The 12,351-nt window shown below is 52.1% G+C and carries 12 protein-coding genes, 2 tRNA genes and 1 pseudogene; 11 read left to right on the forward strand and 4 right to left on the reverse strand.

Annotated elements, in window-relative coordinates; genetic code table 11:
• Positions 1 to 140: 140 nt before the first annotated feature.
• The 5 genes and pseudogenes from CVV30_02365 to CVV30_02385 all read left to right on the forward strand — a co-directional run bounded on the left by CVV30_02365 (position 141) and on the right by CVV30_02385 (position 2,649).
• Positions 141 to 246, forward strand: a tRNA-Tyr gene (locus tag CVV30_02365).
• Positions 247 to 261: 15 nt separating this feature from the next.
• Positions 262 to 334 (forward strand) — tRNA-Asp (locus CVV30_02370).
• 130 nt (positions 335 to 464) lie between these two features.
• Positions 465 to 694, forward strand: a pseudogene (locus CVV30_02375) (HicB family protein).
• A 102-nt stretch (positions 695 to 796) separates the two neighbouring features.
• The gene (locus CVV30_02380) at positions 797 to 2,011 is read left to right on the forward strand and encodes a hypothetical protein (GenBank protein ID PKL70227.1); all 1,215 of its coding nucleotides are present in this window, start codon (positions 797 to 799) and stop codon (positions 2,009 to 2,011) included.
• Positions 2,008 to 2,649, forward strand: coding sequence for a hypothetical protein (locus CVV30_02385; protein PKL70228.1), 642 nt, complete (start codon positions 2,008 to 2,010; stop codon positions 2,647 to 2,649). The genes CVV30_02380 and CVV30_02385 overlap by 4 nt, the downstream gene beginning before the upstream one ends.
• 80 nt (positions 2,650 to 2,729) lie before the next feature.
• Here the strand turns inward: CVV30_02385 and CVV30_02390 are convergent, their stop codons facing one another.
• A complete protein-coding gene (locus CVV30_02390) occupies positions 2,730 to 4,145 on the reverse strand; it encodes a histidine kinase (GenBank protein PKL70229.1) in 1,416 nt (471 codons plus the stop codon).
• 150 nt (positions 4,146 to 4,295) lie between these two features.
• Here CVV30_02390 and CVV30_02395 point away from each other — a divergent pair, with 150 nt between their 5' ends.
• Entirely contained in the window at positions 4,296 to 4,928 is a 633-nt protein-coding gene (locus CVV30_02395) for a histidine kinase (protein ID PKL70941.1), read from the forward strand.
• Between the two features lie 20 nt (positions 4,929 to 4,948).
• On the opposite strand, the gene CVV30_02400 is transcribed toward CVV30_02395, so the two are convergent.
• A complete protein-coding gene (locus tag CVV30_02400) occupies positions 4,949 to 5,419 on the reverse strand; it encodes a hypothetical protein (protein PKL70230.1) in 471 nt (156 codons plus the stop codon).
• Positions 5,420 to 5,523: 104 nt separating this feature from the next.
• Positions 5,524 to 6,144, reverse strand: coding sequence for a hypothetical protein (locus CVV30_02405; protein PKL70231.1), 621 nt, complete (start codon positions 6,142 to 6,144; stop codon positions 5,524 to 5,526).
• A gap of 117 nt (positions 6,145 to 6,261) precedes the next feature.
• Here CVV30_02405 and CVV30_02410 point away from each other — a divergent pair, with 117 nt between their 5' ends.
• The 3 genes from CVV30_02410 (at position 6,262) to CVV30_02420 (ending at position 9,096) form a co-directional block, all read left to right on the forward strand.
• Complete coding sequence (locus tag CVV30_02410) at positions 6,262 to 6,711, forward strand: hypothetical protein (protein ID PKL70232.1); 450 nt, start codon at positions 6,262 to 6,264, stop codon at positions 6,709 to 6,711.
• A gap of 135 nt (positions 6,712 to 6,846) precedes the next feature.
• Positions 6,847 to 8,403: a hypothetical protein gene (locus tag CVV30_02415; protein ID PKL70233.1), complete on the forward strand. Its 1,557-nt coding sequence runs from the start codon at positions 6,847 to 6,849 to the stop codon at positions 8,401 to 8,403.
• Positions 8,404 to 8,460: 57 nt separating this feature from the next.
• Positions 8,461 to 9,096 (forward strand): hypothetical protein, encoded by a 636-nt coding sequence (locus CVV30_02420; GenBank protein ID PKL70234.1) that lies wholly within the window; start codon positions 8,461 to 8,463, stop codon positions 9,094 to 9,096.
• A 41-nt stretch (positions 9,097 to 9,137) separates the two neighbouring features.
• Here the strand turns inward: CVV30_02420 and CVV30_02425 are convergent, their stop codons facing one another.
• Entirely contained in the window at positions 9,138 to 10,049 is a 912-nt protein-coding gene (locus CVV30_02425) for a hypothetical protein (protein ID PKL70235.1), read from the reverse strand.
• 233 nt (positions 10,050 to 10,282) lie between these two features.
• On the opposite strand from CVV30_02425, the gene CVV30_02430 reads away from it, so the two are divergent.
• Positions 10,283 to 11,371 carry a hypothetical protein gene (locus CVV30_02430; GenBank protein ID PKL70236.1) on the forward strand — a complete coding sequence of 363 codons (1,089 nt, stop codon included), beginning with the start codon at positions 10,283 to 10,285 and terminating at the stop codon, positions 11,369 to 11,371.
• 61 nt (positions 11,372 to 11,432) lie between these two features.
• Entirely contained in the window at positions 11,433 to 12,032 is a 600-nt protein-coding gene (locus CVV30_02435) for a PBS lyase (protein PKL70237.1), read from the forward strand.
• Positions 12,033 to 12,351: the final 319 nt, after the last annotated feature.

The following is a 12,351-nucleotide window of genomic DNA, read 5'->3' on the forward strand; positions in this document are numbered from 1 at the left end:
TAGTCATATTTTTTTATTGGGGCGTGAATTATTTAAAGAAATCCTCAAAACCTGAAATATTGGGGGCAATTTCGCCGTAAAATGGGTTAAGAAAGCGATATGTTTAATACTAAAATCTCCCTACATTAATAGCGCAGTGCCCCGCCTTAACTCAGCTTGGTAGAGTGCGCGGCTGTAGATTGGTTTACCGTCATAGGTAACTGCGCGGCTACCGCGATGTCCCCGGTTCGAATCTGGGAGGCGGGATTACTGTTCAAATGTGCCCAGGTAGTGTAGTGGCCTATCATGATTGCCTGTCACGCAATCGACTCGGATTCGAATTCCGACCTGGGCGTTGCTACGATTTTTCTTTTTGTTGTTTTTCTGTGAATAGTTCCTGCACTTAGCAGCACAATGTATTTTTGTGTCGGGCAGAGAACAGAAAATTAGTCCGTGTGAATTGATCATTATTCGGATTGAAGACCCTGATCGTACAATATACCGAAGCGGCACTTGCCCATGCCCGTTACGAAATTATCATGACGATGAACCCTGTTATGGCGAGGTGGCAGATCTTCCCGGTGTCTGGGCAACAGGAAAAATCCAGGAAAAGAGCCGGAAAAATCTTGCTGATATTGTCGAAGGGTGGATTGTTGTCAGGCAGATACGCGGGCTTCCGATTCCACTGATCGATAACCCTATCATATTAATATAGATCAATAGAAATACAGGGTCATCAATCAGAACCGGTACGATAAAAAAGCCTGTTGGATCCAAATCCTCGGACATTAGTACCGATCATAAGGTGTCAGCCATCATGGGAAATCCAAGTAAAGCGACCAAGGAAAAAAAATCTCATATCCGGTTTTTTAACGGTTCGTACATCGTTTTCCTTTTAGCTCTTACGATAAACGGTCTCCTTGTGCTTTCGGTAACCGCAATTCCTGTCGACAATCCGGCCGTACCAATCCTGGGGAGCAGTGCAAATTCATCGGACCTCACGATTTTGGTAAGGAATATTGATTCGGGAGCAGGAATTGCCGGGGCCCGGGTATATCTTGATGGAGGTTACGAAGGGATGACATCCGGAAATGATGGAAGTCTTATTATTTCCCCGGTATCTGGAGGATCACATTCCATCCGTGTCATCAAAAGGGGGTATATGGAAAATATCAAAGATGTCACGGTTCCGGCGGAACAGTCGGCTGTTATTCCCCTGCATCCGTTAAAAGTCATCCCCGTTGGGGATTATGGTCCCGTGGAAGAGCGGATTGATATTGTCTTTGTCCCGTCAAACACCCAGTACGATTGTACAAAACAACAAAAAATCCCAACGGATTACTATACCTCGAATGAAGAAAACTTCCGGAATGATGTGAACAACATTATCGAGAAAAATTTCTTAACCCTGGATACGAAAACCTCAAAAACCGTCGGACTTCCGGAAAATTTCCAGAACCGCTTCAATTTTTATTATTACTCGGATCCCGGTGACTTTGCCGATGCATTCAATGGATGTGCCGGAACTCTCCCCGAGGATTTCTGGGATGATGCTCCCTTTACCGATGTGGCAATAATTATCTATCCGAAATATGTGGGTACCTACCGAGGTCCACCCTGTGAGCCAGATGGCTGTGCCAGCGGCTTAGGCCCCGGGGTAAAGTCCTGGTTCAAGACCCCGGCCACTACCGGGCCATTATTCATACACGAGGCCGGACATTCCGTCTTTGGCCTGATTGACACGTATTGCGGGGAAACCTATTACACGCAGAACAATCCGGATCCCAATGTATGGAGCAGTCAGTCGGAATGTAGCCTTTCTTCGGAGAATAACCAATGGGAATCCACAACCTGCAGGCAGATCGCCAAGCCGGCCAAAAACGGAATAACTGAATCCTGCCAGAAAGATTTCTGGCGTTATGACCCGGACCCGGATATCATGGCGACACCAACCTCCTGGGCAAAATTCGGGGATGCTTCTACTCTTCACATACGGTACATGCTGGAGAATGTAAACCGGTGGAAGTTATGAGATATATCGCAGTATTCGGAGTAATTATTCTGATCCTTTTGCTGGTCATGGGATCGGTTACTACAGACACTGATGAGGATCATGCAAAAATCATTGCATTGGAACTAGGCATTCACAAAAACGGCGTTGCTCTTGAATCCGTTGAAATAAAGTATGGGCATCCTCCCAACCTGGGTCTCCAGAATGGAAATTTCACCGCAATATTACGGGCACTTGACGGGACCTCTCTTTTTACCTTTGACGTGTGGGATCCGCGATACCAGGTCGATGAATATGGTATCCGGGATGAGCTGGAACTGCATGAGCAGATGGAAGATCCGGATCTCGAAAAGGTGTACAGGGATATGGGGGAAACATCTGATATCGATCTGTATCTTTTTATCCCATACTGCCGGGATATCCAGACCGTTGATCTGGTTGACAGAAGTTCCGGAAATCTTCTGATATCCGTGAACATTTCACCGGCAAGGGATACATTCCGGAACAGGTTTCCCCGGGATCCTGATATGATGGCAGAAACCCGGTCCACGCCACCTGTTACAGGACCAGTGACAGGTAAGCAAAGTCCAATGCCGATAGCGGCGAGTATACTGGCTGTCATTCTCACGATAATCCTGTTCTACCGGGTAAGAAGATAACGATGGAGAAATGTTAAAAGATTTTTTTAGAAATCTCTTACCCCATAAACAGCAAAGAACAAAAAAATGTGGATATCCCTTCACTTCACCTGCACGCCATAAATCCCGCTGCCGATCCACCACGTATCATCCACCGGTTTCATGTACACCAGTTTCGGTACCGATGCGGTGTGGTTGGCCACGGTGTCCGGAAACATCGCGTGAGAGAACCCGGTCCCGTTGCTGATGGCATTGATGCCGACAACCGTGGTCATTGATCCATACGGGTCCGTGTAGTTCAGGAAGTTCTTCCCGATTCCATCCTTCCAGAAGGGATCGGCGAGGATGGTCCCGTCAAAGGTCTCCGCCCAGACAAAGAGATCCGTATTGACAAACTGCCCTGCCGGGTTGTTGATCTCTGCAAGAGTCTTTTCCTTCCCGTTCACCTTCGCGTAGGTGACCGCACGGTCGACAAGGTCGTACATCTCGGTGCGGGTATGGTTCCGGACAACGATCCCTTTGAGGTTTCCCGCCCGGAGCTGCTCGTACTCCGGAATGATGATGCCGGAGAAGATCCAGTATTCATCGTCCACCGGTTCTGCGTAATCGATCTTGGGTGCATAGAAAGTCTTGCCGTTTTTTGTCACTGTTGCAACCGTGTACGAAAACCCGCCGCCATGCCGGGCAAGATCCCGCATCTCCCGGATGGTGGGGACGCCGTCCGGGTCATGGTAATTGATCAGGTTAATCCGGTTCTTTGCCATATCCGGCGAGAGGGAACTTGCGATTACCGTGCCATTGAAATCAACTGCCATAATCGAGAGTTCCCCGTCCGCAAACTGCCCCGCCGGATCATTGAACGCATCAACTGCCTTCTCCTTCCCGTTTGCGCGGGCATATGCCGCAGCCTGCTTCACAAATGCCGTGAGATCGGCTACCGTGTAAGCCCGGGTAGCCGGGCCGATGGCAGCAGACGGGTAGACCATGCCGGACCCCGCGTAGGTACCGGCACCGACATAATACGTGCCGTCAACATCAGAGACAACCGAGAGTTTCGGTTCAACGCGGTTGTTGTTCTTCGGGTTGGGATAATCGTAACTGACATACCCGGTGCCGTACCGGGCAGTCTCCGCAAGATTCCGGACAATGGGGACCCCATAGCGGTCGGTCAGGTCGCGGATATTGGTGCCCACCAGCTCGTGATGGAATGGTTCGGCAAGTGCCGTGCCATCATAGGACTCGGAGAAAACATAGACCTCGCCCTGCACGAACGGTCCGTTTGGATCATTGAACGCAGCAAGTGCCTTTTCCTTTCCGTTCTCGCGGGCGTACGCGACAGCGCGATTCACAAGGGTTGTAAGTTCGGCAGGTGTAGTGCCAGCGGCCGAGACTTTTGGCGTGGGGGCGGCAGGAAGTGCCTGACCGGATTCTTTCTGTCCCTGAGACTGGCTGCAACCTGCCGTGATGATGCAAACGATGATCACCAGCAGTATTGGAAGCAAATACCGCATCTTCATAAATGAGATTTTACGGGTAACCAATTAAATACTGGTCAAGATCCCTGAAATGGCGATATCGTAGTTACGCGATGTTGGATATGACCGATCTTCATCGCATGATATCGGTGGTTTTTATCTTCTTTCCGCATCAACGGATTTGGCATGACAATGAATCAACACCCCGTTGTTATTTTGGGTTTTTTCATCATCGCACTCCTGATCTGTGGCGGTTGTACGCAGGAAAAGGCCACGGTAACGGCACAACCCCCGGCTCCATCCACAACCGTTACCGCCGGGGAACCGGTATCCCCGACAGTGACTGCTACCGCTTCACCTATGGCAACAAAAGAAGAGATGGTTGCTTTTGTTGAGGAAGCCGTTGTTTATGCAAAGCAGAATGGTAAGGAAAAAGCTCTGGCTGAATTCTCCAACCCCAATGGATCATTCTTCCGCGGTGTCCTGTATATCTACGCGTACGATATGAACGGCACGACCATTGCCCACCCGGTGAACCCTGAAAAGATTGGCGTCAACCGTCTCAATGAGAAAGATGCGGAAGGCAACCTGTTCATCCAGGACCTCCGGCAGGCTGCCATCAACGGCACCGGGTTTGTCACGTATTATTACATCAACCCGACCCACAAGAACGCCGTGGAAAAGAAACTCGGGTACGCAATGAGTGTCGACTCCACCTGGTGGCTTGGATCCGGGATTTACCAGGGCCCGGCCGATACGCGTCTCCCACCCTATAACGAAACCGCGTCTGATGCCGTTGCTGTCACAACCCCCCAAGGAAAATAATTTTTTTCGTGAACTGCCGGCTATTCCACCCGGTACCCCTTGGAAGTCAAGAACGCCACAATCCACGGCTCGGCATCCGCGTCAGCCTTCGGCCGTTTCCGGACAATTTCTTCACCAAGTGCCCGGAGAGCCGGATCTTCGGTATGCAGCCCCAGCGTACCACGCACAGTTCCCATCAGGTTTCCCTTTGCATCAAGTACCCGCATGACAACGCAACGATAGAATTTGCACTGGACCGGGCTGTCCCGGTGAATAGTGCAGCGGCAGAGATCCCCATCCGGCCGGAGAAACCGGCATGCGGACGGGTGCTGGTCCGGAAACGTGTGATCCGCGAACAGGTGCCGCTTGTCCTCGTCGATCTCGGCAATAAAAGGCGTACCGGTAGAGACCGACTCTGCCGCAAACGTAAATGGCCCGAGCTGCTGTTCGATCACAATGTAATCGCCCAGGTACATGCAACATTCCCCGCACTGTCGGCACGTAAAGACCAGAGAATCACCCTCGCACAGCTCAGTAGGATGCGATACTTAAAAAAAACCAAGTCTGGAATGTCCTGATTGCAAACAACAAAAGAGGGTATTTTGGTGAGGAAGAATTACCGGATCTTTTCTGCTGCTTTCCGGGCCACATCTTTCAGCGTCTCATAATCTGTTGTTGTGCCACCCATCGTAATAGTTTCAAACACATTCTTCTTTTTGAACATCACGGTATAGACCGCGAAATCCTGGAGATCCCCGTCCCGGGTTTCGCGGAAGGCGATGCTCTTGTCACCCGTTGCAGGGAACGGGATCTCAAACCGTGTTATACCCTCCTGACCGGCAAGGTATTCCTCTGTTCCGATGGCATACACCTTGACCATGTTTTCGGGCGGGTATAGGCTGATCGACTGCCGGATACCGGTCAGATCATCTTTTTCCCGGTTCATCCGGTAGAATGTTGCTGCATATCCCTGCTGCCAGCCAAGATCGCGGGCAAGCTGGGACACTTCGCTGTAAGCGATCGCCCTTCGATCCCGGATCAGGTAATCCGGGGGAAGATCCGCCAGCCGGAGCGCCATATCCCCGGCCGAGATGGTGGCGCGGGTGCTTTCCGGCGTCAGGGTGATTTCCGGTGGCAGCGGTGCCGGGGGGACGGGTGCAGCTGCCGGTGTGAGGCAACCCGCAGAAATAATTGCCATCTGCACAACCAGCATGATTGCTATAAGCCTGTATTTCATAATCGTACTCCATTACCTGTTGGATTTAAAATCTTGCCGGCACTTTCATTGCTCCACCCTGCTGAGCACAAGCGCTTTATTGGGGAGTGCTTAAAGATCACCATACGGTGAGTTGTTTTGACAAAAACCAGCATTGCCATGCTTGACAAGGATCGTCATATCCACCTTATCCCCGGTGAACGTGTGCTCATGATGAGCATTGAGCACTCGGCGATAAAAAAAGTGGAGAATGAACGGTTCGAAGTTGAATGCTTTTTGAAACTCTCGGTCGAGGGATTTCCCCACCCGCTCGAAGATGTGATCCGGTTCACGTTCGCCTGCGCCAGGATGCCCGGCCAGCAGATGATGACCGAGCTGACCTTTGTCCAGAACCACATCATCAAGTACATTTTCGACCAGGGACTGTCCGGGGAACTCTGCGACTGTATTCCCGATGATCCCGAATCCCGGGAATGCGGGATTACGATCTCATCCGAGATCAAAAAGCATATGGTTGCCTCAAAACAGTTCAGGGAAGTGCTTGCACGGAACGGAGCTCTGTCGGATACGGTTGAATTCATAAAATAATTTTTTGACCCGGTATCAGGCCGGTGTCTGAACCTGATCGGTCAACCAACACTCTGACAAAAAACAAATTTGATAAATATCTATTTCTGGCTATACAGACAATTTCCAAAGAACACTGAAGTATGGAGGAAAATTATGGGTGATCCAGAACTGCGCAGCGACGAGACGGTGCTTGTCCGGACGCAGGGGGTCTATGTCAAGTCGATCCCGTTTGAAGGAATTATCACCAACAAACGGATTCTCCTTCTCGACCGGGCAAAAAATCTCCTGCCTCCCAAAGAGATCCCGCTGGTCACGATCAAGGATATTGATGGCGGCGAGAATGCAATCCGTGATCCGATAGTCACCGTCGCGGTGATCACGAGAACCGGTGAGACCCGTCAGATGGTTCTCACCTTTGCCCGCACTGCCGGCGGCAACCGGAGCAAGGAGCGGGACGAGTGGGTATATACCTTAAAAGAGAATGTCTCGTCTTCCTTTGAACAGGTGATCAACAAAGGAACTCCAGCAACCGATCAGGCCCGGCGAGGAACCCGGCCTGACCCGTCTTCCCGTATCAACGTGACCGCTGCGCCCCGGCCCACTGCTGCCCGTTCTCTCCCGGAATATGAGACGGAAATGATCCACCCGGTCAAAAGGATCATCGAGAACGCACCTTCACAAGCCCCGGTACCGGCAAGAGAGCCTGCACCGCCGGCACCCGGCTTCGGGGTATTCTGTACCCGGTGTGGCACCAAGGTACCGGAAGGTTCAGGGTTCTGCAATCGCTGCGGGTCTGCAATCATCCATCCCGGCAGTACAATGCCGACTGCTCCGGCCCCGCAGCCCGCTGTTCCGGCTTACCGGGCACCGGTACAGCGCCCGGCAGAACGGGAAAGCCAGCCGGCCGAACCTCCCCGGGAGCGCCCCCCGGTCAAGGCGCCTGCGGATTACCAGATATCTATTCCCCCTGAACCCCCGGTGCAGAGAACCGCACCGAGAGCTTACTCCCCGCTCTATGATAATCCGCCGGAACCCGTTGCAACACCCCCCCGGCCCGCATCCGCGACAATCCAGCCCCCGCAGAAACGTGCGAAAAAGGGCCTGATAGCCCGGCTGTTCTCACCAAAAGAGCGCACTCCCTCTCCGCTCAACCCGGCATCGATGCCCGGGGCAGCACCGCCCCCGAAAAAACCCCGGCGTGCACTGCGTATGCCCGGTAAAAAAGTATTCATCGCGCTGGGTATCGTGATCCTCCTCGTTATCATTGCAGTTGTTGGCGTGGTGGTCTACCCGATGATCAGCAGTGATAGTAGCACCGGCAATGAAACATCCCCGTCCGGTGCTCCAGTCCCGGTAACCACAGCGGCTATTGGGTCGTCTACGCCGTCACCTTCCGGCACGTTCGTGGTCCGCGAAACAACTCCCGCACCCGCTGCACCGGCAACCGGTGTCTATGTTCATGTTGACTATATCGGGAGCTGGAAAGGAACGTACGGCATGGCGTCCGATCTGCAAAAGGCCGATCTTTCCGGGGACCGGTTCCTGGAGGTCGTGAATGCGACCGGCCCGATACAGGCAACCTTTGAAAAGCTGGACAGCTCGACAAAACACCCCCTTATTGTTGAAATTTACAAGAACGGCGGCCTGCTGAAGAACGGGACTTCGAGTGCAGCATATGGCAAAGTGACCCTTTCAGCCGATGTAAAATAATCTCCCTGCCTTTTTTCGATATGTTTTTTTCACTGCAGGAAATACATACAGGTACGTATGGCTCCAGAAACCCATTTTCCCCTGAGTATCCCGTTCAAGCCTGACCCGGCATTTGTCACCTGGTTTATTGTGGATTTTATTCTCCTTGGAATCTTTATCCTTGCCTGCACGGTATTGCCGGTACTCCTGGGCTCACCGGATGTACTGACTGCTGTGGTTATCCTTATCGGAATTATCGTGGTATTTACGATCTTTGCCTACTGGGTAAAGCTGTATTACGAGAGCATGTGGTACGAGCTTCATGATGACGAGATGCGGTGGAAGCGGGGTGTCTGGTTCCGCACTACCGGCATTGTTCCCTATAACCGGATCACGAACCTGGATCTCAAGCAGGGCCCGGTCATGCGATGGCTCAATATATCCACGCTCTCGATCCAGACCGCCGGCTATTCCGGGCAGGCCGTTCCTGAGATCCGCATCGAAGCCATCGAGCATGCCGAGGAACTCCGCGAGCTGGTCCGCTCCCTGGTGCGGAAGTCCGCGACCGGTGTCCAGAATGATGGTACCGGCAACAGCGCCCCGGCTCCGTCACCCAATAATGTTCAGCCAGCAACAGGCTCGATGAGTGCCAACCTGCTGATGCTCGATGAACTCAAGAAGATCCGCTTGCTCCTGGAACAGCAGAACAAATAAAACCGGATACGAAAAAAATTAAAAATTTTAAAAAAAAAAAATTATTTCTTTTCAGTCAGTTCTGCCGGGACCGGTGCCGGTTTATTGCCTTTTTTCCAGCGGTAGATGGCGTACCCGATGCCTCCAAGGATAATGACCGGAAGCAGGGTGAAGAGGAGGATAATCAGTGCGTCAATCATACCGAAGAACCCGGCAATTCCTTCATTGATGGTGGAGACGAAGTTATGCCCGGTATCGCCGCCGACCGGTTCAGGCTCCTGCAGGCTGACCGAGATGGTCGAGAGATCGATCCGGCTGTTGAGATACTTGAGCCGCCCTTCGAGCCGGTTCAGTTCGGTCTGGACGCGGTCAATCTGTTCCTGTACCTTGATGATATCTTCCACCTTGGTACTCTGCTTCATGATCGCATTGTACTGGGCAAGCTGGTTCTGGTACGAGGTCTTCTGGGCCTGGAGGTCCACGTATTCCTCGGTCACATCCTCGCCCTGCGTAGATGCCGATTTAACGGTACCGATCGCTTTTACGCCGGCAAGGGAATTTTCGAATTCCGCCTGGGGAATCCGGAGGACCACATAGCCGGAGAGCCGGTCATTGGAATTTTTCTGGACATTGGTCGAGCTGATGAACCCGCCTTTCTGGGATGCGATAGTTTTCAGGCTTTCAATAGCGCCCGTTACGTCCGTGACTTCCATGGTCACGGATGCAGTCTTGATGATCTTTGTGTCGATGCCGCTTTCTAATAGGACAGATGAAGAGGCACTTGAGGGCACTGGTACTGAGGCAGCACTTCCCGCCCAGTATACTTTTTCCTCGGACACGGAACGGACACCGCTGCCATAATTCTGTACAGAATCCTGCGCTGAGGTGGCACTGCCTGCAGACAGGCCCATGCACCCGGCAGAGGCAACGGCAACTATGCACACCATGAGGAGTGCGATGACTTTGTAGTTCATACCAATGCATAGTTGTACGAAATATAAAAGTAAAGCGTTGACTTCGATTTTATTCGTAGTCAACAAAGCCGGTCTGTTTTTCAGATCTGTAGCATTGTAACGATCAGCTAACCTTCAGGTTCTGCAAATCTACCGGCAGGATTTTATATATTTAATATACTCACTGCCGACTGTACAGGTGTCAGTTCATCGTGAAAGATGGACCCTCACATTCCCACGAAAGGTGAAAGTTCATGTTTCCAAAAAAATCCGTGATACTTTTTGTTGCCGGCTGGATGCTCCTTGCCCTTGTTGCCCTGCCCGCCCATGCATCGGCGGCCTCCTCATTAGACCCGTCAACGGTCGCTATTGATACCTTCCCGGTTTTTGAAAACCAGGTCAGCGTCCGGCAGGCACATATCGCCTGGCTTGCTGCAAAAGAGGAAGCAGGCATGCAGGCCACCATCGCGTATATTGCATCGGTAAATGGTTCGACAACAACCCTCGCGATAATTCTTGGAAATTTCCGGCAGTCCCAGGCGGCTCTCGGAACAGCAGACACCCATGCTGCACTGGATACAGTCCAGCAGGACTTCCGCCGGATTACCCTGGCATTCCGCGAAGAATCGGCAGCCCGGATAAAAACATTGCACGGAAATCCCGCGGTTCTTCCCCCGTCTGTGCAATCGGCCGTAACGGCAAGTGTCCGCGTGCGATCGCTGGAAGACCAGTACTGGCAGACCCGTACAACATCCGAGCTTGCAGCATTCGACCTGCGGGCGGAGCAGGCTCAGACACTGCTGGCAGCTTTACGGAGTAATGATTATGAAATTACCGCAGCACAGGAGAAACTTACGGAGATCAGCACCATGCGCAATGCACTTGCAACCGCTCTTAATTCCCGGGACGATACCGGGATCGAACAGGCCCATAAAAAGATCCACAACGCGTCCCTTGGATTTGTCCAGGCAGTCCGGTTAATCCGGCTGGATGCCTCCCAGGATACGAACCTCCGGCAGACCATTGAGCAGGGCAGCGCTGTTATGACCCGGGCCGGCAGGATCAATACGGAGCTGAAAAGCCGGGGCCTGGGTATCAGCGCACCCGCACAGTTCGTTTCGACCGGGACCGCCCAATTGGCAGCAGCAGCAGCCCAGCTGGATAACGGGAAGCCGGAGGATGCGAGAGCAACACTCCTGCAGTTCCGTTCAACAGTCCAGTCTCTTCGGGATGCCTATCGCTCGGTGCTGGTAAAAGAAGATCTGCCCCGGACAACTGCACAGGAAATCCTGTCGGTTGCCCAGTCACTGGATATCACCGCTGCCCGGATGCTGGCATTGTAAAATCCCGCCCGGATGGATCGCTCTTAAATAACAAAACAGGCGATAACACAATGAGTGAATTATGGAACCTAACGTACCCGATAAACCCGAAGGAGCAGAGGAGATCGAAAAACTGAATCTTGAAGGCCTGATAAAAACCCTTCTCGACAGCACGGATCCCAATGTCCGGCAGTATGCCGCGTACCTGCTCGGAAAAGCAAAGAACCCCCGGGCAATCGAACCCCTGATCCATGCCCTTGCGGATTTCGACAAATCCGTGCGTGAACAGGCCATGCTCGCTCTCTCCACCCTGGGAAAAGCAGCAGTCGAGCCGCTTGCTGAAGCAATGAAGGAGCCCAAATGGGAGACCCGGTACCGTGCAGCAGAAGCGCTCGGAAAGATTGCCGATGAAAAAGCAGTCCAGCCGCTGATCCAGGGACTCAAGGACAACCGCGAACATGTCCGGTATATGGCGGCAAAAGGGCTGCGTGGACTCGGGGATTCCGATGCAATCGAGCCGATGATCATCCTGCTCAAGGATGAGAACAATTATGTCCGGATGATGGTTGCCCGGGCACTCGGTGCAATCGGCGGAACGAATGTCAATGCCGCGCTTGCTGCTGCCCTTGAAGTGGAAACGGATGAGCAAGTGAAAGAAACGATACGCGAAGCAATGAAGTAGGGTTTTTCCTTTTTTTCACTTTCATTTCTTTTTCCGGTATTTCTGTACTTCAGGTTGCCCGTTTCCGGCCCCTTTGTTTTGCCGGTCCCGGAGAATTTTTGATGCATGGATGTTGCTTTAAGCGCCATGCATATACTGCTGGAAAACCCCGGGAGGGTGGACGCAGTGTCCTTATCGCATAGATGAACTTCCCGGTCTTTTCGGGAATTTTTTCATGCAATTCCGTGAAATGCTGACAAAAACCACTTCACCCTATGGCTCGTTTAATAAAAAAACATGTATAATTCTTCGTTTTTTTGCGAAAATATCCATAAATTTA

The sequence above is a fragment of the Methanomicrobiales archaeon HGW-Methanomicrobiales-1 genome (assembly GCA_002839675.1).
Lineage (GTDB): Archaea > Halobacteriota > Methanomicrobia > Methanomicrobiales > Methanospirillaceae > Methanoregula.